This is a genomic window from Arthrobacter sp. 18067, from assembly GCF_902706295.1.
GTDB lineage: Bacteria > Actinomycetota > Actinomycetes > Actinomycetales > Micrococcaceae > Arthrobacter.
Genome location: NZ_CACSJJ010000021.1, coordinates 1 through 25,937, shown reverse-complemented (window position 1 = coordinate 25,937; position 25,937 = coordinate 1). Strand labels below are relative to the sequence as shown.

Here is a 25,937-nt window from a genome sequence, read left to right as displayed (position 1 = left end):
TGGGTCAGTGGGAGGGTAGGACGCAACCTTCGTGGGCTTCAGCGCTCTGAACCCAAAGGGCAGAGGTCACTTCGTCGGCGAGATCGAACTCGCGGCCTTGGGCTCCGGTTCCGATCCGGACCACCAGTGCCCCACCGAACGGTTTGCGTCCGACGACTTCAACCGGAGCGTCCAAGGCAATTTCTTCCGCTGCCAGGTACCTGAGGAGATCGGGGTTCTCATCGCTGATCCGCGTGATACGGCCGGAGTGACCCTGGTCCAGTTCGATCATGCGGTAGGCGTGCGGCAATTCAACCGAGCCATCTGCCGAAGGAATGGGATCGCCGTGGGGGTCCCTGGTGGGATGGCCAAGTTTGGCAGACATGCGCTCGATGAAGGTATCTGACACCGCGTGCTCCAGCATCTCGGCTTCATCGTGGACCTCGTCCCAGCTGTACCCGAGTTCTTCCACCAAATACGTCTCAATAAGGCGGTGCCGCCGGACCATGGACAGGGCAAGGCGCATGCCCTCGGGAGTCAACCTGATGGCGCTGTAGGGCTGGTGGTCCACCAAGCCTTGGTCCTTGAGCTTGCGGACCATCTCAGACACCGACGAGTTGGCCACACCCAGGCGCTGGGCAAGCTGGGAGGACGTAATCGGTTTGTCTTGCCACTCCGTGTAGGAGTAGATGACCTTGACGTAGTCCTCGATCGAGGAGGAGGGCGTACTGGTCTTCACAACCCAAGCCTACCGTGGCGGGGCGGGGGGAACCTTGAGCGCCCGCCAGGTTTGCGTCACGTAGGGCAACTGGACGATCCCACCTGGCGCGTGAGCGAGGTGGTCGTACAGGTACCACTCGAGGTTTCCCATGACTTTGGCCCGCGTTGCTTGGTTGGCCCGCAGGTAGTAGCTGCGCGACTTGCTCAGCTCCATGATCTCTTCCGGCGTCATGGAGTCCTCCCACACCGTGAGGTGGCTCTCCAGCCCGGCGAACTCCGGACCGATGACAGGCCGGAAGCCGGGCTTGTGGACATCGCCGGCATGCATGATGCGCGAAAGCCTGTGGACCCACGGAACCGACGTATCCAACTGGTTCCAGATCAGTCCCAGGATTCCCTGCGGCCGCAGGATCCTGGAGATTTCGGTGCTGGCGATGAGGGGGTCGCACCAGTGCCAGGCCTGGGCAACGCTGACGACGTCGAATGCTGAGTCCGCCAGTCCAGTTGCCTCGGCCGTACCCTCCAATGCCCTTACTTGCGGATAGCTCTTCCGCAGTTGCTCCAGCATGTCAGTGGAAGGATCGACGGCGGCCACCTCAAGTCCGCGTTCGAGGAGGAGGGCAGTGAACTTTCCAGTACCTGCTCCAATGTCTGCAGCTGTCTCTGCCGTGTCGGGAAGGAGCCACCTCAAAGAGTCTGCGGGATAGCCGGGCCGCACGCGATCATAGCGCTCACCGCCGTCTTGAAAGCTCTGGCCGAGTTCCATCCGACGTGTGGCTTGGAGTTTCGGACCGCGCGGTCCAGCGGGTCCGGGAATGCCGGGCTGTCCGCTTGATGCAGCCGGAGAACGCAATGCCACGCAAAGACTCCTTCACAGGGTCGCCAAAATATACCCTACGAATTTACCGCAGCAGTGAAAGCCTGGCCCGCGAGGTTTAGCCGCACGCGCGGTCCACAGTCGCGTATTAGTCCACCGTGCAGGGAGCAGCGCCTGCAGTGCCGGGTGTGTTGGGAGCCCACTCCGGATAGGTTCGGTGGTCATTGGCAGGTACCCAGCGGCCCTCGTCCACCACGTAGTCCCAACCCAGCCCGTTGCGCTTGAGCTCTTCGATGCCTGCAAGCAGCCTCGTGGCGTCCTCCAACCGGGAGCCGACGCCGAAGCTGGCACGCAAGGAGCCTGAGGGCAGGCCGAGCCGCTTGAGCAGGGGGTGGGCGCAGAAGCGTCCGTCCCGGAGACCAACGCCGTGCTCGGCCGCCAGGTAGGCGGCGACCAACCCGGCGTCGAATCCTTCCACGGAGAAATTGACGACGCCAATGGTGTCTTCGGAGTCGCTGAAGATCCGGTGGACCGTCACGCCGTCGATGGCCTCCAGGCCGTCCACCAGGTAGGAGCGGATGGCGGCTTCATGGGCGTGCCAAGCCTCCTGGTCCAGTCCGGCGAGGACTTGCGTGGCGCGGGCGAGGGTTGCGGCACCCAGGACGTTGGGCGAGCCGCCTTCGTGGCGGGCAGGACCGGTTGCCCAGCTGACGGAGTCCAGGCGGGCTTCACGGACGGCGCCGCCACCGGCCAGGTGCGGAGTTCCGGCGTCGAGCCAATCCGGGCGACCAACCACGACGCCAGCGCCGAACGGTGCGTACAGCTTGTGTCCGGAGAAGACGATGTAGTCGACGTCTGCCTCGGTGATGTTGACCCGCCGGTGCGGTGCGAGCTGGGCCGCGTCCACCACGATACGGGCGCCGTATTCGTGGGCGACGGAAGCGAGTTGGGCGATGGGAAGGATTTCGCCAGTGACGTTCGAGGCGCCTGTCACGGCAAGCAGGCTTACGCCGCCCTGGGCCAATTCCGCGCGGAGCTTGTCCAGTGTCGCGGCCAATGTCGAGGCTGCTACAACGCTGCGGTGCGGTACTCCCTGCCAGGGAAGCAGGTTGGCGTGGTGTTCGATGTCCAAGTACAGGACTTCGCCCGTCGGCAGGCCATCGACCTGCGGGAGGCATCCCGCGAGGAGGTTCAAGGAGTCCGTGGTGTTCCGGGTGAAAATCACGGAATCATCGGGGCGTCCGCCGACGAATTCGCGGACGATGTTCCGCGAATTCTCGTACACGGACGTGCTGATTTGGGAGGCATAGCCCGCGCCGCGATGAACGCTGGCGTAATACGGCAGGACTTCGTTGAGGTAGGCCGAAACGATGGTCAGCGCTGGTGCCGATGCTCCGTAGTCGAGATTGGCGTAGCGGACGTGCCCACCTTGGATCAGCGGAGCCTGCAATTCTGCACCTGTAACTGCGGCGAGCGGCCTCGACGCTGCGGCTGCCTGCGCCGGGGTTTCTTCAGCGAAGGACGGAATGATGTTTGAGTCGAATGTGACAGTGCTCATGGGACCTCACTCAGGAGGGACCCCCATAGGGGGATCCGCGCTTGCCGCATCCGTTCCGGACCGGCCGGGTCGTCACCCGGGGCACCCCACCGCGAATGGAGGGTTGCCGGCCAGCAAACCGGGGTTTAGCGCTGGCACTCGTGACCTGTAAAAAGGTTAGGCCACCTCCCGGGACCAGTCCAAAGCCGATCCGTATTGTTAAGCGCTTTGTTACGTCGGTGGCAGAATGAGGAGATTCGGCGAAGAAAAAACGGCGGACACCCCCAAAAGAGGGCATCCGCCGTCGAAAATTCGGAAAACCGACGCCACGGCGCCAGTCCGGAACAGTGCCTCAGAGGAGGTCGTCCAGTCCAGGGTTGAGCCGTTTGAGGACCTCAGAGTGCAGGATCGAGTTGGTGGCCAGGGCGTTGCCGCCGAAGGGGCCGTCTTCGCCTTCCAAGGAAGTAAAGCGGCCACCGGCTTCAGTGACGATCGGGACGAGTGCTGCCATGTCGTAAAGGTTCAGCTCAGGCTCGCAGGCGATGTCCACGGCGCCTTCAGCCACCAGGCAGTAGGACCAGAAGTCACCGTAGGCGCGGGTTCGCCAGATGTCTTCGGTGAGCCCCATGAACTCGTCGAGGTTGCCTCGCTGCTTCCATCCGGACAGGCTTGAATACGACATCGAGGCGTCGGCCAAGCGGGAAACGTTCGAGACCTTCAGGCGCGTAGCGGATGCCAGTGAGCGGCCCATGTAGGCGCCCATGTCCTTGGCCGCCCACCAGCGCTTGCCCAATGCAGGTGCGCTGACGACGCCGACCACCGGTTCCCCCTCATCAACCAGTGCGATCAATGTTGCCCACACCGGCACGCCCCGGACGAAGTTCTTGGTCCCATCGATGGGATCAATGATCCAACGCCGTGAGCCGTGTCCGCTGCTGCCAAACTCCTCGCCAAGGACAGCATCCCGGGGACGGGAACGGGAGAGCTGACCCCGGATGGCCTCCTCCGCTGCTTTGTCTGCGTCGGTGACAGGTGTGAGGTCTGGCTTGGTTTCGATCTTCAGGTCCAGAGCCTTGAAGCGGTCCATGGTCTGGGCATCGACTGAATCAGCGAGGACGTGGGCAAGGCGCAGGTCATCGTTGTAGGTGGAAACGGGATGGGTCATGCCACCAAACTATCCTGAAACGCACGCTGCAGCGGGGACGCGAAGCCGCAACGATCAGTTGACTGTGCCCAGTTCCTTGGTCTCTTTTGCTTCCAACCGGGGGTCGGCACCGAGCAAACGGCGCAACGAGGCCAACCGCGCTACCCCTGACGGTCCTGCGTGGCCGTCGTTCACCCACGGATCCAGCCCGCAGTTGATGGCAGTGGCGTCGTGCTTGCAGCCCCGCTCACAGGCTTCCGTTCCGGGCTCAAGATCCGGGAACGAGTGCAGGATCCGGTCCGGATCCACATGGGCGAGGCCAAAGGAACGGATGCCGGGGGTGTCGATGATCCAGCTGCCGGCCGGCGCGTTGGCGAGTTTCAGGGCCAAAGCGGAGGAGGACGTATGCCGTCCACGGCCCGTCACGGCATTGACGCCTCCGGTGGCACGCTCCGCTCCCGTCAAGGCATTGACCATGGTGGATTTGCCGACGCCGGAGTGGCCGAGCATGACGGTCACCTTGCCGCCGAGGTGGGAGCGCAGCTGGGCCACGGCGTCCTTGTTCAGCCGTGCGGACAGGCCGTCATCGGAGCGGGCGTCGATGCCACCTGCTTCGGAGTCAGCCGTGCGGCTGATGATCACCGGGAAGTCCAGGCTGAGGTAGTTGGCAAGCAATTCCGCCGGATCCTTGACGTCCGCTTTGGTGATGAGCAGCAACGGCTCAATGCCGGCGTCGTAGGCTGCCACCAAGGCGCGGTCTATGAATCCGGTGCGCGGTTCAGGGTTGGCGGCTGCAACAACAATGACCAACTGGTGGGCGTTTGCCACTACCACCCGTTCGATGGGGTCCGTGTCGTCGGCACTGCGACGCAGCAGCGTCCGGCGCTCTTCAACGCGGACCAGCCTCGCCAGCGTGTCCGGCGAGCCGGAGACGTCCCCGACCAAGGCGACGAAGTCCCCGGGTACTACCGGGTTTCGCCGCAGTTCGCGGGCGCGCGCGGCGATGACGACGCGTGCGTTCGCGGAATCCTCGTCCACAATCGCCCTGTAGCGTCCGCGGTCCACGGTGATGATCCGGCCGATAACGGCGTCGTCGTGACTGGGCCTGTCCTTGGTCCGCGGCCTGGAACCTTTTTTATTGGGTCGGATCCGGACGTCGGATTCGTCCCAGGAGCGTGCATCGCGGCCCATGGTCAGTTGCTGGCCTCGTCGGCGCCGGCGGATTCAAGCATACGTGCCCAGATTTCGGGGAACTCGGGCATGGTCTTTGACGTCGTGGCGATATCTTCCACCTGGACTCCTTCGACCGCGAGGCCGAGGATGGCGCCGGCAGTGGCCATGCGGTGGTCGGCGTAGCTGTGGACCACTCCTGAGTGCAGCGAGGCCGGGCGGATGACCAACCCATCGGCGGTTTCTTCGGAGTCTCCACCAAGGCGATTGATTTCGGCAACAAGAGCTGCAAGCCGGTCAGTTTCGTGGCCACGGAGATGGGCAATGCCGGTCAGCTTCGATGGGCTGGCGGCAAGAGCGCACAAGGCAGCAACAGTGGGAGCGAGCTCGCTGGTTTCGTCGAAATCAGCGCCCAGGATCGCCGGCCCGCCGGTCACGGTCAGGGTCCCGTCCGCCAGAGTGACATTGGCCCCCATGGTGGCGAGGATTGTCCTCCACATATCGCCGACCTGGGTGGTGCCAGCCGGCCAGTTGGGGATGCGGACGGTTCCCTGCGTGGCCAATGCTGCGGCCAGGAACGGCCCCGCATTTGAAAGATCCTGTTCGATCCGTTGGTCAAAGGCCTTGATGGATCCGGGGGAGACCCGCCAGTGGTTGGGCACGGAATCGTCCACAGTGACTCCCACGCTGCGGAGGACTTCCACGGTCATGGTGATGTGGTCGAGGCTGGGTACCGGCTTGCCGACGTGCTCCAAGTGAAGCCCCTCGGTGAACCGTGCGCCCACCAGCAGCAAGGCAGACACAAACTGCGATGAGGCGCTGGCGTCGATCACCAAGTGGCCGCCGCGAACCTCGCCGGTGCCGTCCACTGTGAACGGAAGGGCCGACGGCGTCCTGCCGCCATCCGCTGCCACGGGAACGCCGAGCGCGATCAACGCCTCGATGATGGTTCCCATTGGCCGGTTGCGGGCGTGTGGATCTCCGTCGAAGACGGTGGGGCCGTTGCGCAACGCCGCGAGCGGAGGCACGAAACGCATGACGGTTCCGGCCAGGCCGCAGTCGATGGCCGTTTCTGAGCCCGAGGCTGCGGGATCCATGGGCGTAATCTCAAGGTCAGGACCGTAGTCGCCGTCACCGGGGACCTCGGTAACGGAGGCGCCCAAGTGCCGCAGGGCCTGGATCATGAGTGCGGAGTCACGGGAATGCAGGGGAGCGCGCAACCGCGAGGGGCCATCCGCCAAAGCCGCCAACACCAGGAACCGGTTGGTCAGCGACTTTGAACCAGGCACCGTCACCGTGGCGTCCACTGGCCCCTTGGCGTACGGGGCCGGCCAGAGTGGCAGCGCGGCGGCTTCGGTTGATCCGGTGTTTGCGGCGGTGGTACCTGTCATGCTTCCTTATGCTCCAACTGCGTTGTCTACGGCCTTGCGTACTGCTTTGTCTGCCCGCTTAATCTGCTTGCCCGTCACCTTTTTGGCATCGGCGGCCAAGTGTTCTGCGCGCCAGGCGATGCTCGGACGTCCGTCGGTATCAACCGAGGCAAGAAGGACCCCGCCCGTCAGGGAAATGTTCTTCAACAGCTGTGCCTTGCGGGCCCGCCGGCCCTCCTTGGTGCTGATATCGGCCGAACGCCATTCGACGTAGGAGTTCAAGGCCGACGTCACAGCCAGCACAGTGGCGGCGAAACGGGAGAGCTTGCCCAGCCCAAGCAATGCTCCGGCTCCCAGCTGGGCTCCACCGATGAGACGCGCGAGGGTCTTCTCATCGGCCTTGAAGGGAAGGGATTCCGATGCGCGTCGAAGAACGGGGGAGAGCTGCTTGGCGGTGTCGTCCGCGTTCCTGAGCTTGTCCAGACCTGCGACGACGAAACTGGACGCGAGCATGGGACGGGCGAGAAAACGGATAACGGACATGTCTTGCCTCCTGGATGGCTTGCCACACGATGTCAATGAGTGTTGTGTTCAAAGGGTGCAGTCTGCTCTAGTCTTGCACCTTTGCGGAATAATTACCCAGCGGCGGCCGTTGTGAACTAGTGGTGCGGTGGAGACCGGACTGCGGCAGGGTGTTGCCGCCTTGGTGAACGGAGTTGGTTTTTTTGACTTTGGTTAAGGACCGCGTGGTTCTACCGGAGCTCGGGTACGGTACGCAGCCGGAATCCCGGCAGCTGACAGTAGACTTGGCAACGATGAGCACCACGGAACCGGCCGCAGCGGCCATGGACCAGGCAGCCGGCGCGAATGACGACGCAGTGGCCGCGACCGACGTCGACCTTGCCACGGAGACTACCGAACAGCGGCGGGAGCGCTTCGAACGCGACGCCATGCAGTACGTGGACCAGTTGTATTCGGCTGCCATGAGGATGGCCCGGAACCCCTCGGACGCCGAGGACCTGGTTCAGGAGGCCTACACCAAGGCTTTCTCGGCTTTCCATCAGTACAAGCCGGGAACCAACCTTAAGGCGTGGCTTTACCGCATCCTGACCAACACCTATATCAATCTCTACCGGAAGCGTCAGCGCGAGCCGTTGCAGTCCAACTCGGACACGATCGAGGATTGGCAGTTGGCCAAGGCGGAATCGCACACGTCGGCAGGCTTGAGGTCCGCCGAAACTGAAGCGCTGGACCACCTTCCGGACTCCGACGTCAAGAACGCGTTGCAGTCGATCCCGGAAGAATTCCGTCTGGCTGTCTACTTCGCAGACGTCGAGGGCTACGCGTACAAGCAAATCTCAGAAATTATGAACACCCCCATTGGCACGGTCATGTCACGGTTGCACCGCGGCAGGAAGATGCTGCGGGACATGCTGGCGGACTACGCCACCGAACGGGGCTTCAGGGCCCATACCGAAGATCAGGCCGCGGCCGGAAGCAACAATCAGGAGAAAGAGAAATGAGCGACTGCCAGGGATTGGGCGATTGCGACGATACGCGAATGCAGCGGATCTACGAGTACCTCGACGGCGCTTTGACCCGCGAGGACCTCACTGAGATCAAGCAGCACTTGGACACCTGCGAGGAATGCTCTGAGCAGTATGACCTCGAGTGCCTTATCCGCACCATGGTCAAGCGCTCGTGCACCGAATCGGCACCGGAGAACCTGAAGAACTCGATTCTTGACAGGATCCACTCCATCAAGCCGGTAGAGGCCTGATCAGAGCCGGCCACAACGCCAAGGGCCCCGGAAACCGCATGGTTTCCGGGGCCCTCGCTCTTAAGCCTGTGACACTAAGCCGCTGGCTTAGGTGTTGGGACGCTTGCCGTGGTTCGCGCCGCCGCGCTTACGGTCACGACGCTTACGTGCACGCTTGCTCATAGCTGGCCTCCTTCAATGATTGATACTCAATAGAGCTGCCCTCCAGTTTCGCACATCCGGGTGCCGCGTCGCGAACCGGGCGCGGTGGTGAACAGGCCAGATCCGGAAAGAGGTCAATTCCGCAACGAATTCCGAATGGAGATACGGGCCTGGTCCAACACGGTGCGCACGGTTTCAAGTGCCACGGGCGTCAACGGATGCGAGGCGCCGTGTTGGCGCAGCTCGATGCGGATATCGTCCCTGAAAGCCTGAACCATCAACTCGGCCTCCTTCAGCATGCGCTGGCCATCTGGAGTGTAGCCCGCGGTACGGCTTCGGAAAGTCGCGCTGGTGCGCGCCGCTTCCGCGGTGGCCGCCAGGTCTGCCCGCAGGCCACGCATGTTGGTCCGGATGTCGTCCCGCAGGTTGTCCGCGAGCCTCCTGACCGAGGCCGAGATGGTGTCTTCTACGTCAGCCAATTCCTCGCGCCGCCCATCAAGTTCGGCGCGGCCCGCATCGGTGATGAAGTATTTGGTGCGGCGGCCCTCAGTCTCAGTTGCGACGAGGCCTTCTTCTTCCAGCTTGCCCAGACGCGGATAGATGGTTCCCGCGCTGGGCGAATACGTACCGCCGAAGCGGTCGCCGAGGGCCTTAATCAGTTCGTATCCGTGTTTGGGGCCAGTCTCGAGCAGTGCCAGAAGATACAGGCGCAAGGCTCCATGGGCGAAGACCGGAGGCATCAGAGGCCCGCTTCGCCGGGGACGTGGTGGTTGTTGTCCGCTGCCGGCGCCGACCCGTGCATGATGTACGTCTTGCCGGAGACTGTATTGGTGCGCACCACCATGAGCCGTTCGTCCGGGCCGACGATCGTGTGCACGTTGCTGCCGGGCTGGGCATACATCTGATCGTCGATGACCACGGTCCCGCTGGCTGATTTTGCCACGATGTCAAGGCCGACATCATGGGGCAGCCGGATGGTCAGGTCGCCGGAAACGGAGTTGGCCCCGAGGTCGTTGGTGTAGTCCTGGAGATCGAAGCTGAGGTCGCCACTAACGGTGTTGGCCCGGATGTTCTTGAACTTTCCCGAAGCGGTCACCTCGCCTGACACGCTCTTGGCGGTCAGGACGCCGTCGTGGTTCCTGGCGATGACCTCCCCGCTGACGGTGTTCACGTGCAGTTCGCCACTGGTGCCGTCCGCCAAGACAGAGCCGGAGACGGTGTTCAGTCGCGTCCGTCCACTGATCCCGGAGACCATGCCGTCGCCGCTGACCGTTCCCGCTTCGACGTCGATGCCGGGCGGAAGGGCGATCCCCACCACCACCGAGTTGGTGCTGGTGTTGTTGACGGTCCCCATCAGGTTGCGGAACCAACCCTGCGGCCCTTGCAGCTGATGGCGCACTTCCAGGCGTCCGTCCACCAGCGTCACCGTCAGCGGGTCGCCGGTGATCTCGCTGACTTCGATGCGGACGAATGGTTCGTCATGGGTCATGACATCAAAGCGGCCCTTGACGATCCCCAGCCTGAGAGAGCGGACATCGTCCACATCAATGGTTTGCGGACCCGTTACGGTCCATAGTTCGTCAGACATGATCCCTCCGGATTGCGATATATCGCGTTGATGAATTCACGATATATCGCGAATCTTTCGGGGGCAAGGGTCTGTGGAAAATCAGGCAGCCGGGCGGTACAACTTTCCGATCAGCGTGCGTGCAATGGTGGTCGCAGGGTCCCGGCCGTCGGCAGCGGGCGCCAGATTGGTCCACACAACCAACGACACTGAATTGACGGGGTCTTGACCCATGAAGGTATTGAAGCCCGGCAACTCGCCGGTGTGCCCGTACAAGTTACCGAACTTTGCAATTCCCAAACCATAGGAAGCGCCGGCTGGGTTGTCCGGGTTGGTAGGCGTGACGCTTTCAAGCCGCTTCTGCTGCAGTTCCGGTTTAAGAAGTTTGCCGTTGACCAGGGCCTCACCCAAAACCTTAAGGTCCTCGGCTGTAGATATGCCCGACCCCGCGGCCCAAGCCCACGATGGATTGACGTCGGTGACATCGCTTGGCGCCAGAGTGCCGGCCGTTGCTTCCTTCTGCATGTCCTCGGGAAGGGCCGGATTGGTCATGGTCAGGACGTTGTCCCCGTAGAAATAGCCTTGGGGATGGGGCTCCGGAATCGCGTTGGACGAAACCTCGGGGAAGACCGTTCCCTTTAGTCCGAGTGGCTCGAAGATCCGTTCCTTGAACAGCGTTCCGAGCGGCTTTCCTTCCGACTTTTCGGCGATCAGCCCCAGGAGAACCGTGTTCGTGTTGGAGTAATGGAAGCCTTGGCCCGGCTCGAAGTACGGCGGATGGGCGAAGGCCAGGGCAAGGAGTTCTTCGGGCTGCCACACTCTTTGTGGATCCTGGTCCATGGCCGTGTTGAGTTCAAGGGTCTCGGTGTAGTTGAACAGGCCGCTGCGCATGGTCAGCATCTGTTCCAAGGTGATCGCCTCGCCGTTGGGGACGTCGGGACGGTACTTCGACACAGGATCGGCCAGAGAAAGCTTGCCTTCCTGCACCAGTTGCAGAATGACTGTGGTGGTCCAGGTCTTGGTGACGGAACCTACCCGTATGTGGTCCTGGGCAGAGACCGGGCGGTCAGCGCCGCGGGTCCCCGTGCCGTACGACGCGGTCAGTGATCCTTCGGGAGTCTGCAGCAGCACCACGGCACCGGGGACCAGGAGTTCTTTTGCCGTGCGTTCGAATTCGGCACGCAAAGTGGCCGCGTCGAACGGGAGCAGCGCGGCGGAAGATGTGGTGGCCGACGACGGTGTGGACGATGCAGGCGCCGTGGACGAAGTGGCGGGAGCGGGAGGACCGGAACTGCAGGAAACTGTGGCTGCCACTGCTGCAACAACGACCGCTGTGACTGTTGCTCTGACAGAAACCTGCATGTTCCGCGTCATGGCTACTCCGGTTGAGCGATATTAAGCCACTGGAACCAGCCGCGGTGCAGGACCAGCCACGCAATCAATCCGTAGCCTGCCTGGCCCGGTGTTCCCCCATTGGCTGCGAGGTCCGTCCTCCACTGCTCATGATTGAGCAAGGGGGAGAACGTGTCAACGTAATGGTGGTTCCGTCTGGTGGTGACATCGGCAAAGGCCGTGTTGAGTTCAGCGAGGCGTTTGTTCCGTGCCGGGTCCAGGGTGGGGGGTGGGCCCACCACAAAGACCTCCACGCTGCTGTGGGAGGCGCCGTCGAGGATGTTGGCCAGGTTCAAGCGGCTGCGCGCCGTGGACAGGCCAAACTCCAGGTCCCGCCCAGAGAGGCCGATGACCAGGCGGTTCTCGTGGGTATCGCTGAAGCGCCTTCCGGCTTCGTCCTGCCAGCGGGCGGCCAAGCCCTCTGTGCCTTCCATGGGGCAGGGGAGCGGGAAGCTTTCCACCACGACGGAGTCCTGGGGCGTGCGGGCCAGCACTCGTCCGAGCCAACCCAATGCGCGGGGATCCCCCAGGCCCGCGAGCAGTTCATCTCCTACAGCCGCGATGCGCAGCTTCCTGTCTTCCACGGTTACCTCTTCACACTCGTTACGGACCTTGCCCGGTTTGCCGGATCATCGGCCGGTTCTGGAACCGGGTACCTGTCCCATTAAACAGAACTGCCCGGCCTGAGGCGCGCATTCGCTCCTCAGGCCGGGCAGTTTCGCTTTACTTGCGTTCGAATGCCTGCTTGATCAGGGCATCCTGCTCAGCGGCGTGGCGCTTCATGGAACCGGCAGCCGTGGAGGCCGAAGCCGGGCGCGAGACCAAGCGCAGCTTGCGGTCAAGCTCCGGTGCCAGGTTCAGGCCCATGAACGGCCACGGACCCTGGTTGGCAGGCTCATCCTGTGCCCAGACGATGTCAGCGTTCGGGTACTTGGCCAGCTCGGCGTCAATCTCAGCCTTGGGCAGCGGGTACAGCTGCTCCACGCGGATAATCGCGGTGGAGGTATCGCCGGACTTCTGTCGGTTGGACAGGAGGTCGTAGTACAAGCGACCCGAGACCAGGATGACCCGGTCCACGTTTGCCGGCTGTACTTCCGGATCGGCAATGACCGGCCGGAAGCCGCCCGTGGTGAAGTCTTCGACGGCGGACGCGGCGCCCTTGAGGCGCAGCAGCTGCTTCGGCGTGAAGATGATCAACGGCTTGCGCGGACGGCTGTAGGCCTGGCGGCGCAACAGGTGGAAGTGCGAGGCCGCGGTGGTGGGGTTGGCCACGATCATGTTGTCCTCGGCGCACATCTGCAGGAAGCGCTCGATGCGTGCCGACGAGTGGTCCGGGCCCTGGCCTTCGTAGCCGTGCGGGAGCATGAGCACCAGCGAGGAGCGCTGGCCCCACTTCTGTTCTGCCGAGGAAATGAACTCATCAATGATGGTCTGGGCGCCGTTGACGAAGTCACCGAACTGGGCTTCCCACAGGACCAGGGCATCCGGGCGCTCCACTGAGTAGCCGTATTCGAAGCCCATGGCTGCGTATTCGGACAGCAGGGAGTCGTAGATCCACAGCTTGGCCTGGTCATCAGAAAGGTTGCCCAGCGGCAGCCACTCGTTGCCGTTGGCGCGGTCATGGAACACGGCGTGACGCTGCACGAACGTGCCACGGCGGGAGTCCTGGCCAGCCAAACGAACAGGTACGCCTTCCATGATCAGCGAGCCGAAAGCTGCAATTTCGCCGAAGCCCCAGTCGATGCCGCCTTCACGGGACATCTGTTCGCGCTTTTCCAGGAGCTGCTTGAGCTTGGAGTGGACCGTGAAGCCATCCGGAATTTCCAGGTGCGCCTTGCCGATGCGTGCAAGGGTGTCAGCGGAAATGGCGGTGGACGCGGGGGAGTTGGTCCCGAAGTCGGCCTGCTGGGCGATGGGACGCTCGATGTCCGAGACCGCCGCGGAATCCGCGGTGATGATCGGGATCGGCGAGGTCTGCGCTGCGTGCGTCTCAGCGAAGACACGCTCGAGGCGTTCCTGGTAGTCGCGGAGCAGTTGCTCTGCTTCTTCCTCGGTGATGTCGCCACGGCCGATGAGCGACTCGGTGTACAACTTGCGGACGGAGCGCTTGGCTTCGATCAGGTTGTACATGAGCGGCTGGGTCATCGAGGGGTCGTCGCCTTCGTTGTGGCCGCGACGGCGGTAGCAGACCATGTCGATGACGACGTCCTTGTGGAAACGCTGACGGAACTCGTAGGCGAGCTGCGCAACACGCACCACGGCTTCAGGGTCATCGCCGTTCACATGGAACACCGGGGCCTGGATCATCTTGGCAACGTCCGTGGAGTACGTGGACGAACGCGATGACGACGGCGCCGTGGTGAAGCCAACCTGGTTGTTGACGATCACGTGGATGGTACCGCCGGTGCGGTAGCCACGCAGCTGCGAGAGGTTGAGGGTTTCAGCCACGACACCCTGGCCGGCGAACGCGGCGTCACCGTGGACCATGATTGGCAGGACGGGGAACGACTCGCCCTGGTCCAACCGGTCCTGCTTGGCGCGGACGATGCCCTCAAGGACGGAGTCCACAGCTTCCAGGTGCGACGGGTTGGCGGCGAGGTAGACCTTGGTCTGCTTGCCGTTGTCCGAGGTGAAGGTGCCTTCGGTACCGAGGTGGTACTTGACGTCGCCCGAGCCCTGGACGGAGCGCGGGTCCTGGGTGCCCTCGAACTCGCGGAAGACCTGTGCGTAGGTCTTGCCGGCGATGTTGGTCAGCACATTGAGGCGGCCGCGGTGTGCCATGCCGATGGCAACCTCGTCCAGTCCGTCGTCGGCTGCGTCCGAGATGACGGCGTCGAGCAGCGGAATCAGGGACTCGCCGCCCTCGAGGGAGAATCGCTTCTGGCCGACGAACTTGGTCTGCAGGAACGTCTCGAAAGCCTCCGCGGCGTTGAGCTTGGACACAATGCGCAGCTGTTCTTCACGGCTCGGCTTGGAGTAAGGGTGCTCCAGTTGGTCCTGGAACCACTTGCGTTCCGCTGGCTCCTGGATGTGCATGTACTCGATGCCCGTGGTGCGGCAGTAAGCGTCACGCAGAACCCCGAGGATGTCGCGGAACTTGAGCTGCGGCTTGCCGCCGAAACCGCCGGTGGGCCATTCGCGGTCCAAGTCCCACAGGGTCAGGCCATAGGTCAGCACGTCCAGGTCGGGGTGCTTGCGCTGCACGTACTCCAGGGGATCGGTATCCGCCATCAGGTGGCCGCGCACGCGGTAGGAGTGGATCAGCTGCTGGATGCGGGCAACCTTATTGATCTCGTCGGCAGGATCCACCTGGAGGTCCGGGCTCCAGCGGACGGGCTCGTACGGGATACGCAGGGCTTCGAAGATCTCATCGTAGAAGTTCTGAGCACCGAGCAGGAGCTGGTGGACAAGCTTGAGGAACTCACCACTGCCGGCACCCTGGATCACGCGGTGATCGTAGGTGGAGGTAAGGGTGAGGATCTTGCTGATGGCGTTCTGGGCAATGATCTTCTCGCTGGCACCCTGGAACTCTGCCGGGTAGTCAAGGGCGCCGACGCCGATGATGGCAGCCTGCCCCTTGGAGAGGCGCGGCACCGAGTGAACGGTACCGATACCGCCGGGGTTGGTCAGCGAAACGGTGGTGCCTGCGTGGTCATCTGCCGTCAGCTTGCCGTTGCGGGCACGCTTGATGAGGTCCTCGTAGGTGTGCCAGAACTCGGCGAAGTCCATGGTCTCCGCCTTCTTGATGTTGGGAACCATCAGGAGGCGGGTGCCGTCGGGCTTGGGCATGTCAATCGCGATGCCAAAGTTGACGTGTGCCGGCTGCACGGCGCTCGGCTTGCCATCGATTTCGTCGTAGTAGACGTTCATCGACGGGAACTGGGAAAGTGCGCGAACAACGGCGTATCCGATGAGGTGCGTGAAGGAGACCTTGCCACCGCGGGCCCGTGCAAGGTTGGAGTTGATGACCACCCGGTTGTCGATGAGCAGCTTGGCGGGAACTGCCCGGACGCTCGTGGCGGTAGGTACTTCCAAGCTGGTCACCATGTTGGTGGCGATGGCCTTGGCCGGACCCCGGAGAACGGAAACGACGTCTTCCTCGGGCGCGGTGGGGGCCTTGGTGCTCTTGGGCAACTGGGCAGGAATGGGCTGGGCAGTGGTGCCGGCAGCGGGCTTCTTTGCTCCGTCCCGGGCAACAGTGGCCGGTGCCTTCTTCGCCGGGGCGGGAGCCGCCGGTGCAGCAGGTTCCGCGGCGGGGGCCGCTGCAGGAGCGGCCGGCGCCGGTGCCGGAGCCGCTGCAGCCGGAGCTACCACGGGAAGTACTTGGGTAGGGGGATTGGCAGCTGCTGGAGCTGCGGAGGTTCCGTTGGAAGAAGTGCCGTCAGCAGAAGCAAAGGATTCAAAGAGCGGCCACCACTTGGTGTCGACCGAATTCTTGTCCTGTTGGTACCGCTCGTACAGTTCGTCAACGAGCCACTCGTTTCCGCCAAATTCCTCTGGTAGACGGTGGCTGGGCTGCTCTGGCACTTGAAATACGCCTCTTCCATGAGTGTTGTTTTCCCGCTGGCCAAGGTTGCTTTTCCGCAACAATGGGACAGGGTCCGGGTCCCGCGAACTCAGACCCCTGACAGTCTAGTTAGGATCGTTGGTTAACTGCCAATAGTGGTGACCTAAATCATGTTGCGGCTGACTTAGTGGGGAACCTCTTATTTTTTGTCGCGGAGTTAAGCCCGCCGTTGGAGGCGCTCGGCCGCTGGACTGTAGACTGGAACCCTTATGGACAGTAAATCTAGGTGCCGGCCTGGGAACTGTCGGGGGAGCCAATCTGGCAACTCCGCGCAGCGTGCCCGTCGAGCCGGCAATACCCGTTCACATGCCCATCACGCGCCGGCGCTCACAGCCGGTGGTTCCACGGACCACGCGTCCGCGGGGCCCGATCAGCCTCCGCCGGGGCGACTTCCCGCGCCACAGGCCTTCCCCCCATTGCACGCGCCCACTCATGGAGTGATGCGCTAAGTGGAATGGATTCTTCTTCTCGCCGGCTTTGCCTTGATCCTGGGCACCGGCTTCTTTGTAGCAGTTGAGTTTTCCCTTGTTGCGTTGGACCAAGCGAGCGTTCAGCGTGCGGTTGACAACGGCGACCACGCGGCCGCGCCGCTGCTGAAGTGCCTCAAATCGCTCTCCACCCAGCTCTCGAGCTGCCAGTTGGGCATCACCCTGACCACGTTGCTGACAGGGTTTGTGATGGAACCATCGGTGGGGCAGTTGCTCTTGGGCCCGCTCGGCCTGCTGGGCCTTTCCACGGAAGCGGCACATTCGGTCGCGCTGATTGTGGCCATGGCATTCGCCACGCTCCTGTCGATGCTTCTGGGTGAGCTGGTTCCCAAGAACATGGCCATTGCCCTGGCGTTCCCTTTGGGGAAACGACTGGCACGTCCGCAGCTGATGTTCACGGCCGTCTTCAAGCCGGCCATCGTGGTCCTGAATGGTTTCTCGAACAAGGTGTTGAACCTGTTCGGCCTGGAAGCCAAGGAGGAGATCTCCGGGGCAAGGACCCCCGCTGAACTTGCTTCCTTGGTGAGGCGTTCAGCTGAGCTGGGGACCTTGGATGCCGGTACCGCCAACTTCGTGGCCCGTACCCTGAACTTTTCCGGGCGCACGGCGGCTGACGTCATGACGCCACGCATCCGCATGGAAACGATCGACGCCGACCAGCCGGTGGCTGACATCCTCGACGCCGCGCGGCGAACCGGATATTCACGGTTCCCTGTCATCGGTGATTCCACGGACGACATCCGCGGAGTGGTGCACGTCAAGAAGGCCGTGGCGGTCCCGGCGGAGCGTCGGGCCAAGCTGGAGGCCGGAGCGATCATGACCGACGTCCTCCAGGTTCCTGAGACCATCCATCTGGATGCGCTGCTGTCTGAACTGCGTGAGGGCAATCTTCAACTTGCTGTCGTGCTGGACGAGTACGGCGGGACCGCGGGCATCACCACTTTGGAAGACCTGGTGGAGGAGATTGTCGGCGAAGTCGCTGACGAGCACGACAAGGTCCGTCCGGGAGTGCTGCAGAGCGCGTCCGGCGACTGGTACTTCCCGGGGCTCCTCAGGCCGGACGAAGTATCGGAGCAGATCCCCAATCTCACAGTTCCTGACGAGTCTGCCTATGAAACCGTGGGTGGTTACGTCATGAGCCAGCTCGGCCGCATTGCGAAGACGGGCGACGTCGTGGACACAGTGGGCGGGACGCTCACTGTGACCAGGATGGATGGCCGGAGGATTGACAGAATCTGCTTCCATCATGTGGAGATGGACGAGTCCACAGCAGAGCATGCGGATAAGCCGCGCCATGAAGCGGGTGCCGTATGAGCGACTGGGTAGGAATCGTATGGCTCGTCGTTCTCCTGATCGGCAACGCCTTCTTCGTGGGTGCGGAGTTTGCCGTCATGTCGGCACGCCGCAGCCAGATCGAGCCATTGGCCGAAGCCGGGTCCAAGCGGGCGCAGACAACACTGCGTGCCATGGAAAACGTTTCGCTGATGCTCGCCTGTGCACAGCTGGGTATCACCGTTTGCTCCCTGTTGATCCTTCAGGTTGCCGAGCCTGCCATCCACCATTTGTTGGCTGAGCCTCTTGAACTGGTTGGTGTTCCGGTTGAACTTGCGGACATCATCGCGTTTGCGATTGCCCTGCTGTTTGTCACGTTCCTGCATGTCACCTTCGGCGAGATGGTTCCCAAGAACATCTCGGTTTCCGTGGCGGACAAGGCTGCGCTTTTGTTGGCACCCCCGTTGATGTTCATTGCACGCGTGGTGAACCCGATCATCTGGACGCTGAACTGGCTGGCCAACCACATCCTGCGGCTGATGAAGATCGAGCCCAAGGATGAGGTGTCCTCGTCGTTCACGCTGGAGGAGGTGCAGTCGATCGTGCAGGAATCCACACGCCATGGCCTGGTGGACGACGAAGCGGGCTTGTTGAGCGGTGCCTTGGAGTTCTCGGAGCACACGGCCTCGCACATCATGGTTCCACTGGACAAGCTGGTGGTGCTAAAGACGGCGTCCACACCGGTGGACTTGGAAAAGGCGGTCAGCCGCACGGGATTCTCCCGTTTCCCGATGGTGGACGACGACGGCGAACTTGCCGGCTACCTCCACGTGAAGGACATCCTGTCCATCCCGGATGAGGGCAGAAGGCATCCCATTGCCGAAGGGCGCATTCGCTCTCTGGCCAACCTGGCGCCGGATGACGAGATCGAGCAGGCAATGTCCGTCATGCAACGCACCGGCTCCCACCTCGCCCGCGTCATCGGCGCGGGCGGAGAAACGCAGGGTGTCCTGTTCCTTGAGGACGTCATTGAACAGTTGGTTGGCGAGATCCGCGACGCTACGCAGGCGACCGGCATCCGCCGCTACGGAGACCAACAAACGAAATAAACGAGTGCAGTAGATAAGACAGAACAGGCTGGCACCGATCGAAACCGACCGGTGCCAGCCTCGTCTAAATAGGAATCATTCCCATTTAGGGCTACACTGAAACCTGCCAGTAATTGTGTTTGATTCTCATTTTGAGTAGATCCGAGGTCCTCGTGCGTCGTTCCGCCGCCCGCCTGTCCATGGCCGCTTCCGCAGGTATTGCCGCCCTCCTGCTTACTTCTTGTGCCGGAAATGCCGGGGCGAACAATGCGTCGGCGTCGGGTGCCATTGAGGTGGTCACCTCCACGAATGTGTATGGCGACGTTGTAAAAGCAATCGGTGGGGACAAAGTCAATGTCAGCGCCATCATCACCAAGACGAGCCAGGACCCGCACTCGTATGAGGCATCCGCCCAGGACAAGTTGGTCATCTCCAAGGCAAAGCTCGTAGTGGAGAACGGCGGAGGCTATGACGAGTTCCTCCACAAGATTGCTGATGAAACCAAGGTGGGCCACGAGAACATGATCAGCGCAGTAGAAATCTCCGGTCTTGCTCCGGAAGAAGAAGGGCACAGCGAGGAAGCCCATGGCGAAGAGGGCCACGCGCACAATCACGGTGAGTTCAATGAGCACGTCTGGTACAGCCTGGACACCATGGGCAAGGTGGCTGACGCAGTTGCTGCCAAGCTCGGCAGCCTGGATGCGGAATCGGCCGGGACGTTTACAGCCAATGCCGACGCGTTCAAAGCCAAGCTCACTGACCTCTCTGGAAAACTCGACGCCGTCAAAGCGGCCAACGAGCACGCGCCGGTAGCGGTCACTGAGCCCGTGCCGCTGTATCTCCTGGAAACGGCGGGCCTGGAGAACAAGACTCCCGAGGCATACAGCGCTGCAATTGAAGAGGAAACCGATGTCCCAGCCTCTGTACTGAAGGAAACCACGGACTTGGTCAGTGCCAAATCCGTGCGGTTCCTGGCGTACAACGAACAGACCGAAGGGCCCCAGACAGAAGCCGTCAAGCGGGCCGCCGAAGCTGCCGGCGTGCCGGTGGTGAACTTCACGGAAACCCTGCCTGACGGCAAGGACTACGTCCAGTGGATGACGGATAACGTGGAAGCCGTCACTGCAGCATTGAAGAAGTAGCGTTACCAGCATCCAATTGCGGTGAAGGGCCCCGCCGGCGTCCTAAGATATTCAGGGATGGCGGCGGGGCCTTTTGCTGCCACCACCCCAGCCGCGAACACCTGCGGCATCAGAATGCGTTCCCCGGAGCGCGTGGATTGAGGACAACTTTTGACACCGGTAGTGAGCCTCCGCGGAGCGAGCCTGCAGTTCGGCAAGAGGACGCTTTGGCGGGATCTCGATCTGGACATTAATCCGGGAGAGTTCTTCGCGGTCCTTGGCCCGAACGGCAGTGGCAAGACGAGCTTCCTGAAAGTCCTCCTGGGACTTCAGGAGCTGCATTCCGGATCAGTGACTCTCGGTGGCCACGCCGTGGAGCGCGGCAGTAAACGCATCGGCTACATCCCGCAGCAAAAGTCGTTCGCTCCGGATACGCCTTTGCGCGCCCGGGACCTGGTGGGCCTTGGCATTGATGGGCATCGCTGGGGCATGCGGCTTTCCGGCGGGAAAGTCAACCAGCGGATCGACGAGTTACTGGAGTTGGTGGGGGCGTCGGACTACGCAAAGGTGCCGGTGGGACAACTGTCCGGTGGCGAGCAGCAACGGCTCAGGGTGGCCCAAGCGCTGGCCACGGAGCCGCAAGTACTCCTGTGCGACGAACCGCTCCTTTCCTTGGACCTTCACCACCAGCAGGGCGTGAGCTCGCTGATCAACAAGCAGTGCCATGAGCGCAACAGCGCGGTGGTTTTCGTGACCCACGAGATCAACCCGGTGATGGATTACGTTGACCGCGTCCTGTATCTGGCCGGCGGTCAGTTCCGCGTGGGGACGCCGCAGGAAGTCATGACCACGGAAGTCCTTTCGGAGCTTTACGACAGCCATGTGGAGGTCATCCACACCAACGGAAGGATCGTCGTCGTCGGCCTGCCCGACGCAACCACGCACTTCCATGACGATGCCCACGCGACCGCCGGGGAGGAACTCTAAGTGGATCCCGACAACATCCTGCAGACCATTTTCAACTTCGAGAACTATGGCGAGTTACTGGTGCTTGTCCAGAATTCCATCTGGGCAGGAGCCGTGCTGGGTTTGCTGGGCGGGTTGGTTGGCACCTTTGTGATGAAGCGGGACCTTGCCTTCGCAGTCCACGGCATCTCCGAATTGTCCTTTGCCGGGGCGGCGTTTGCGTTGCTGGTCGGCGCCGACATCATCTTCGGTTCCTTGATTGGGTCCGTGGCGGCGGCTGTGCTGCTGGGCTTCATGGGCGTCCGGGCGCGGGACAAGAACTCGATCATCGGTGTCATCATGCCGTTCGGCCTGGGGTTGGGGATCCTTTTCCTGGCGCTTTATGAGGGCCGCGCGGCCAACAAGTTCGGCCTGCTCACGGGCCAGATCGTTTCCGTGGACACCGTGCAACTGCAGGTTCTTGCCGGGACAGCGGTGGTGGTGATGGCGGTGTTGGCTGCTATCTGGCGGCCGCTGAGCTTCGCCAGCGTAGACCCCGAAATGGCCGAAGCCCGGGGCGTTCCAGTCCGGGGACTGGCCATCGGATTCATGGTGCTGCTGGGTGTCAGCGTGGCGCTGTCCATCCAGATCGTCGGCGCGCTGCTTGTACTTGCTTTGCTTATCACCCCTGCGGCTGCCGCGCTGCGCGTGACGACGTCGCCTCGCCTGGTGGTGCTGCTGAGCGTGGTCTTCGCGATGACTGCCACCGTGGGAGGCATACTGCTGGCCCTCGGCAGCCGGATCCCCATCAGCCCCTACGTCACCACCTTGTCATTCCTGATCTACGTGGTGTGCCGGGTAATTGGACGGGTCCGGACCAACAAGGGACTCAACGGCCGGGTGTCACGGGACTTGCCTGCAGGCGCTCACTAGAGCTTGCCGGCTGCTTTCTTCGCCGTGCATTCCGGGCACAGCCCGAAGATTTCCACGGTGTGCGCCACCTCAGTGAAACCGTGTTCGGCAGCAGTTCGTGCAGCCCATGTTTCGACGGCGGGTGCTTCCACTTCGACTGCCTTCCCGCAGTTGCGGCACAGCAAGTGGTGGTGGTGTCCCGTGACGGCGCAGCGCCGGTAGACGGCTTCGCCTTCGCCGTTGCGCAGGACGTCAATGAGTCCTTCATCTGCCAGGGACTGGAGAATACGGTAGGCCGTAGCCAACGAAACGGAAATGCCCTTGTTTTGCAGCAACCGGTACAGCTCCTGCGTGCTGACGAAGTCATCCAATTCGTCCAGTGCGGCGCTGACGGCCAAGCGTTGCTTGGTGACACGCTGCTCCTTGACACCGCTGGTGGCCGGCGCCGCAGGGCCGGTCGTGGCGGAATTGGTGCCGTGTGGCATGGAAAGACTCACTTCCGTGGGGATGCTGGCAAACCCCAATTTTACCAGCAGGGCAGGCTTGGAAACTGTCAGCCGGTGGTCCTAGGCTGTGGACATGCTGCTCACCAAGTACACCCACGCATGCGTCCGGTTGGAGAAGGACGGGAAGGTCCTGGTCATCGATCCCGGAACCTTCTCAGAGTCCGCGGAGGCGTTGGCCGGGGCCGATGCCGTCCTGGTCACCCACGAGCACAATGACCACCTTGACCGCCCGGCCCTGCTCTCTGCGCTTCGGAGCAATACGGCGCTTGAAGTACATGCCCCGGCCGGTGTTGCCGCAGCACTGCGGGATGACACTGATGTCGCGGCCCGGGTGCACGTCGCCGAGCCGGGTTCCGACTTTCAAGCCGCAGGTTTCAGCGTGCGGACGTTTGGCGGCCAGCATGCTGTAATCCACGCGCAAATCCCGGTGGTGGCGAACATCGGCTACCTGGTGGACGAAAATGTGTTCCACCCCGGGGACTCTTTTGTAGTCCCGGATGGGATTGACGTCAAAACACTTTTGGTGCCCATCCATGCTCCATGGTCAAAAGTGGGCGAAGTCGTGGACTTCGTCATCTCGGTCCGTGCTCCCAGGGCGTTCCCTGTCCATGACGCCCTGCTCAACGAGCTGGGACGCGGCATCGTAGAGGGCCACGTAACCCGCATCGGCGCCCTCTACGGGACCAGCTATGAACGCCTTGCCCCACGCGACTCAGTAAAGGTCTAGCCGGTCCAAACCCCTGTGTCGTGGAACCGTTCCAGGACTGCCTCGTGGGGTGAAGGGTCCAGTCCCTTGGCGGCCAGCCAACCGACGTCGTTATAACTGCCTGCATAGCGGTCGCCGCCGTCGCACATCAGTGAAACGATGCTGCCTTGTCGCCCCTCAGCCACCATCCCGGCCACCAACTGCCAGACACCCCACAGGTTGGTCCCGGTGGAGGGCCCTGCGTGCAGGCCAGTGAGCTTCCGGAGATGGCGCATGGCAGCAACCGACGCGGCGTCGGGCACTTGGATCATGTGGTCGATGACCGCCGGCACGAAGCTGGGTTCAGACCTTGGACGGCCGATGCCCTCGATTCGCGATGGCAGGCCCGTGGCTGCGGCGGTGTCACCGTCGCGCCAAGCGGGGTAGAAGGCGGAGTTTTCCGGGTCCACCACGGCAAGGCGCGTGGGGTAGCGGTTGTATCTCAGGTAGCGGCCGATGGTTGCGCTGGTGCCACCGGTGCCCGCGCCCACCACGATCCAGTCGGGAATCGGGTGTTCTTCGAGGGCGAGTTGGTCGAAAATTGACTCCGCGATGTTGTTGTTGCCCCGCCAGTCCGTCGCGCGTTCTGCATACGTGAACTGATCCATGTAGTAGCCGCCGGACGTTGTGGCGGTCTCCTCGGCCACGGCATAGACCTCGGAAGCGTGGTCCACCAACAGGCAGGCGCCGCCGAAGTCTTCAATCAGCGCGATCTTTTCGGGGCTGGTGGTTTTGGTCATGACGGCGATGAAGGGCAAACCAATCAGCCGCGCAAAGTAGGCCTCGGACACGGCAGTACTGCCGCTCGAAGCTTCCACAATGGTGGTGCCCTCCGTGATCCATCCGTTGACCAGGCCGTACAGGAACAACGATCGCGCAAGGCGGTGCTTGAGGCTGCCCGAGCGATGGGTCGACTCGTCCTTCAGATACAGCTGGACCCCCCAATGTTCCGGGAGGGGAACCGCGTAAAGATGCGTGTCCGCCGAGCGGTTGTTCTCAGCCTCGATCTTGCGGATGGCCTCGCTGGCCCATGCTCTGTCCTGAATGCACGAATTGCTCACTGGATAAGCCTAGGCTGGAATCCGGGCGGCGGCAGCACCAGAACAGATGCCGCCGGAATGAAGGAGAACTTATGTCCACGCTGATCAGTTCGTCACAACTGCACGAGCGCTTCCAATCCGGGGAGCGCACTGTGCTCCTGGACGTCCGCTGGGTGTTGGGACGGACTGACGGGCATAGCGAATACCTGGCCGGGCACCTGCCCGGCGCAGTTTTCGTGGACCTCCCCACTGAGCTCGCAGACCACGCGCAGCCTGGGCGTGGCCGGCACCCGTTGCCGTCGCGGGAACACTTCCAGGAGGCCGCGCGAAAGTGGGGAATCAACGACGGCGACACGGTGGTTGCGTACGACAACAGCGGCAGCATGGCCGCAGCACGCGTTTGGTGGATGCTGCGCAACGCCGGGGTTACCTCGGTCTACCTGCTCGACGGCGGCCTGGCGGCCTGGCGTGCGAACGGGTACCCGGGGGAGTCCGGCGAGGTGACTCCCGCCGTCGGGAATGTCTCCTTGGGCGACGGCAACATGCCGGCGATCACCGAGCAGGAAGCGGCGCGGTGGCACAGCAGTGGTGTGTTGTTCGATGCCCGGGCGGGAGAACGCTACCGGGGAGAGGTGGAGCCGGTAGATCCCCGGGCGGGACACATTCCGGGCGCTGTGAGCGCACCGACCACTGGAAACGTCACGGGCGACGGGACCTTTTTGCCGGCCGAGGAGCTCAAGCGGCGCTTTGAGGAGTTGGGCGTGGATGAGTCAGCCCACATTGCGGTGTATTGCGGTTCCGGAGTGACGGCGAGCCATGAGATCGCGGCTCTGGAGATTGCGGGGTACCGGGCGGCGCTCTTCCCAGGGTCCTTCTCGCAATGGTCCAACAACGCCGCGAATCCCGTAGCGGTTGGGAGCGATCCTATTGAGGAAGGCGCTGAGAGTGCCCGTGATCACGCTGGTGCAAGTGGCACAAGCACAGCTGCCGGGAGTAGCGTCGGATCATGACCCCCGGACGCCCTGTGCCCCCGCCCCTTGCTAAACCCATTACCCTGGACACCAGCGAAACCAGTGAGGCAACCCTTGCTGCAGCGTACGGCGCCACGTCCCCCGACAGCGGTTTGGTTCCCCTGACCGTCGCCCGCCGTGCACCTACTGCGGACGACGTCGAGATCGCCGTTGAATTCTGCGGCCTGTGCCACTCCGACGTGCACGCGACGCGGGGTGAGTGGCGAATTCCTCCTTACCCCCTTGTCCCTGGACACGAGATAGTTGGCCGGGTAACCCACGTGGGCACCGCAGTGGAGGACTTTGCGCCGGGTGACCGGGTGGGCGTCGGCTGCATGGTTGACTCCTGCCGCGAATGCGAGAGCTGCCTCGACGGCCTGGAGCAGTACTGCGAGCGGGGCAACATCGGCACGTACGGCGCCGCCGACCCCCGTCACGGTGACGCCATCACCCAAGGCGGCTATTCGACGTCGGTAGTGGTTGACAGGCGCTTCGTGCTGCGCGTTCCAGAAGCCCTCGACCCCGCTGCGGCAGCGCCGTTGTTGTGCGCAGGAATCACTACCTACTCCCCGCTGCGGTACTTCGACGTCGAAGAAGGCGACTCCGTAGGCGTTGTGGGGTCTGTC

General features: G+C 62.7%; 24 protein-coding genes and 1 riboswitch. Of the genes, 10 read left to right on the top strand and 14 right to left on the bottom strand.

Annotated features, from left to right (window positions below; translation table 11 throughout):
• Positions 1-4 precede the first annotated feature (4 nt).
• From GVL04_RS19140 to GVL04_RS19110, 7 genes are all read right to left on the bottom strand, one after another.
• Positions 5-718, bottom strand: coding sequence for a metal-dependent transcriptional regulator (locus GVL04_RS19140; RefSeq protein ID WP_159707470.1), 714 nt, complete (start codon positions 716-718; stop codon positions 5-7).
• 9 nt (positions 719-727) lie between these two features.
• The gene (locus GVL04_RS19135; RefSeq protein ID WP_200846906.1) at positions 728-1,465 is read right to left on the bottom strand and encodes a class I SAM-dependent methyltransferase; all 738 of its coding nucleotides are present in this window, start codon (positions 1,463-1,465) and stop codon (positions 728-730) included.
• 199 nt (positions 1,466-1,664) lie between these two features.
• Positions 1,665-3,074, bottom strand: coding sequence for an aminotransferase class V-fold PLP-dependent enzyme (locus GVL04_RS19130; RefSeq protein ID WP_159707466.1), 1,410 nt, complete (start codon positions 3,072-3,074; stop codon positions 1,665-1,667).
• Positions 3,075-3,106: 32 nt separating this feature from the next.
• Positions 3,107-3,220: riboswitch (SAM riboswitch) on the bottom strand.
• Positions 3,221-3,405: 185 nt separating this feature from the next.
• On the bottom strand, positions 3,406-4,218 hold the full coding sequence (gene hisN, locus GVL04_RS19125) for a histidinol-phosphatase (protein ID WP_159707464.1): 813 nt from the start codon (positions 4,216-4,218) through the stop codon (positions 3,406-3,408).
• A 54-nt stretch (positions 4,219-4,272) separates the two neighbouring features.
• Positions 4,273-5,388 carry a ribosome small subunit-dependent GTPase A gene (locus GVL04_RS19120; protein WP_159707462.1) on the bottom strand — a complete coding sequence of 372 codons (1,116 nt, stop codon included), beginning with the start codon at positions 5,386-5,388 and terminating at the stop codon, positions 4,273-4,275.
• A gap of 2 nt (positions 5,389-5,390) precedes the next feature.
• Positions 5,391-6,758 carry a 3-phosphoshikimate 1-carboxyvinyltransferase gene (gene aroA, locus GVL04_RS19115; RefSeq protein WP_200846903.1) on the bottom strand — a complete coding sequence of 456 codons (1,368 nt, stop codon included), beginning with the start codon at positions 6,756-6,758 and terminating at the stop codon, positions 5,391-5,393.
• Positions 6,759-6,764: 6 nt separating this feature from the next.
• Positions 6,765-7,280: a DoxX family membrane protein gene (locus GVL04_RS19110; protein ID WP_159707460.1), complete on the bottom strand. Its 516-nt coding sequence runs from the start codon at positions 7,278-7,280 to the stop codon at positions 6,765-6,767.
• 182 nt (positions 7,281-7,462) lie between these two features.
• Here GVL04_RS19110 and GVL04_RS19105 point away from each other — a divergent pair, with 182 nt between their 5' ends.
• Both GVL04_RS19105 and rsrA read left to right on the top strand, forming a co-directional pair.
• Positions 7,463-8,260, top strand: a complete 798-nt coding sequence (locus tag GVL04_RS19105; protein WP_159707458.1) for a sigma-70 family RNA polymerase sigma factor — start codon at positions 7,463-7,465, stop codon at positions 8,258-8,260.
• Complete coding sequence (rsrA, locus tag GVL04_RS19100; RefSeq protein WP_159707456.1) at positions 8,257-8,517, top strand: mycothiol system anti-sigma-R factor; 261 nt, start codon at positions 8,257-8,259, stop codon at positions 8,515-8,517. Before GVL04_RS19105 ends, rsrA begins: the two co-directional genes overlap by 4 nt.
• A 275-nt stretch (positions 8,518-8,792) precedes the next feature.
• Here the strand turns inward: rsrA and GVL04_RS19095 are convergent, their stop codons facing one another.
• The 5 genes from GVL04_RS19095 to GVL04_RS19075 all read right to left on the bottom strand — a co-directional run bounded on the left by GVL04_RS19095 (position 8,793) and on the right by GVL04_RS19075 (position 16,144).
• The gene (locus GVL04_RS19095) at positions 8,793-9,398 is read right to left on the bottom strand and encodes a PadR family transcriptional regulator (RefSeq protein ID WP_159707454.1); all 606 of its coding nucleotides are present in this window, start codon (positions 9,396-9,398) and stop codon (positions 8,793-8,795) included.
• Positions 9,398-10,246 carry a DUF4097 family beta strand repeat-containing protein gene (locus GVL04_RS19090; RefSeq protein WP_159707452.1) on the bottom strand — a complete coding sequence of 283 codons (849 nt, stop codon included), beginning with the start codon at positions 10,244-10,246 and terminating at the stop codon, positions 9,398-9,400. The genes GVL04_RS19095 and GVL04_RS19090 overlap by 1 nt, the downstream gene beginning before the upstream one ends.
• Positions 10,247-10,327: 81 nt before the next feature.
• Positions 10,328-11,599, bottom strand: coding sequence for a serine hydrolase (locus GVL04_RS19085; protein ID WP_159707450.1), 1,272 nt, complete (start codon positions 11,597-11,599; stop codon positions 10,328-10,330).
• Positions 11,600-11,601: 2 nt separating this feature from the next.
• Positions 11,602-12,201, bottom strand: coding sequence for a GDSL-type esterase/lipase family protein (locus GVL04_RS19080; RefSeq protein ID WP_014922202.1), 600 nt, complete (start codon positions 12,199-12,201; stop codon positions 11,602-11,604).
• 139 nt (positions 12,202-12,340) lie between these two features.
• Complete coding sequence (locus GVL04_RS19075) at positions 12,341-16,144, bottom strand: multifunctional oxoglutarate decarboxylase/oxoglutarate dehydrogenase thiamine pyrophosphate-binding subunit/dihydrolipoyllysine-residue succinyltransferase subunit (RefSeq protein ID WP_159707448.1); 3,804 nt, start codon at positions 16,142-16,144, stop codon at positions 12,341-12,343.
• Positions 16,145-16,633: 489 nt separating this feature from the next.
• On the opposite strand from GVL04_RS19075, the gene GVL04_RS19070 reads away from it, so the two are divergent.
• From GVL04_RS19070 to GVL04_RS19050, 5 genes are all read left to right on the top strand, one after another.
• The gene (locus GVL04_RS19070; protein ID WP_159707446.1) at positions 16,634-17,986 is read left to right on the top strand and encodes a hemolysin family protein; all 1,353 of its coding nucleotides are present in this window, start codon (positions 16,634-16,636) and stop codon (positions 17,984-17,986) included.
• Positions 17,983-19,053: a hemolysin family protein gene (locus tag GVL04_RS19065; RefSeq protein WP_159707444.1), complete on the top strand. Its 1,071-nt coding sequence runs from the start codon at positions 17,983-17,985 to the stop codon at positions 19,051-19,053. Before GVL04_RS19070 ends, GVL04_RS19065 begins: the two co-directional genes overlap by 4 nt.
• Before the next feature lie 119 nt (positions 19,054-19,172).
• Positions 19,173-20,174 (top strand): metal ABC transporter solute-binding protein, Zn/Mn family, encoded by a 1,002-nt coding sequence (locus tag GVL04_RS19060; RefSeq protein ID WP_159707442.1) that lies wholly within the window; start codon positions 19,173-19,175, stop codon positions 20,172-20,174.
• A gap of 150 nt (positions 20,175-20,324) precedes the next feature.
• Positions 20,325-21,140 carry a metal ABC transporter ATP-binding protein gene (locus tag GVL04_RS19055; RefSeq protein ID WP_200846902.1) on the top strand — a complete coding sequence of 272 codons (816 nt, stop codon included), beginning with the start codon at positions 20,325-20,327 and terminating at the stop codon, positions 21,138-21,140.
• On the top strand, positions 21,141-22,031 hold the full coding sequence (locus GVL04_RS19050; RefSeq protein WP_159707440.1) for a metal ABC transporter permease: 891 nt from the start codon (positions 21,141-21,143) through the stop codon (positions 22,029-22,031).
• On the opposite strand, the gene GVL04_RS19045 is transcribed toward GVL04_RS19050, so the two are convergent.
• The gene (locus GVL04_RS19045) at positions 22,028-22,495 is read right to left on the bottom strand and encodes a Fur family transcriptional regulator (RefSeq protein ID WP_159707438.1); all 468 of its coding nucleotides are present in this window, start codon (positions 22,493-22,495) and stop codon (positions 22,028-22,030) included. The two genes, GVL04_RS19050 and GVL04_RS19045, sit on opposite strands and share 4 nt — an antisense overlap.
• A 94-nt stretch (positions 22,496-22,589) precedes the next feature.
• On the opposite strand from GVL04_RS19045, the gene GVL04_RS19040 reads away from it, so the two are divergent.
• The gene (locus tag GVL04_RS19040) at positions 22,590-23,243 is read left to right on the top strand and encodes an MBL fold metallo-hydrolase (RefSeq protein ID WP_159707436.1); all 654 of its coding nucleotides are present in this window, start codon (positions 22,590-22,592) and stop codon (positions 23,241-23,243) included.
• Here GVL04_RS19040 and GVL04_RS19035 read toward each other — a convergent pair.
• Complete coding sequence (locus tag GVL04_RS19035; RefSeq protein ID WP_159707434.1) at positions 23,240-24,322, bottom strand: PLP-dependent cysteine synthase family protein; 1,083 nt, start codon at positions 24,320-24,322, stop codon at positions 23,240-23,242. The genes GVL04_RS19040 and GVL04_RS19035 overlap by 4 nt on opposite strands.
• 71 nt (positions 24,323-24,393) lie before the next feature.
• Here GVL04_RS19035 and GVL04_RS19030 point away from each other — a divergent pair, with 71 nt between their 5' ends.
• Together GVL04_RS19030 and GVL04_RS19025 are read left to right on the top strand one after the other, a co-directional pair.
• Positions 24,394-25,311, top strand: coding sequence for a sulfurtransferase (locus tag GVL04_RS19030; RefSeq protein ID WP_159707432.1), 918 nt, complete (start codon positions 24,394-24,396; stop codon positions 25,309-25,311).
• Positions 25,308-25,937: alcohol dehydrogenase catalytic domain-containing protein (locus GVL04_RS19025; RefSeq protein WP_159707430.1), on the top strand; the 630-nt coding region annotated here is incomplete at its 3' end. The genes GVL04_RS19030 and GVL04_RS19025, both read left to right, overlap by 4 nt.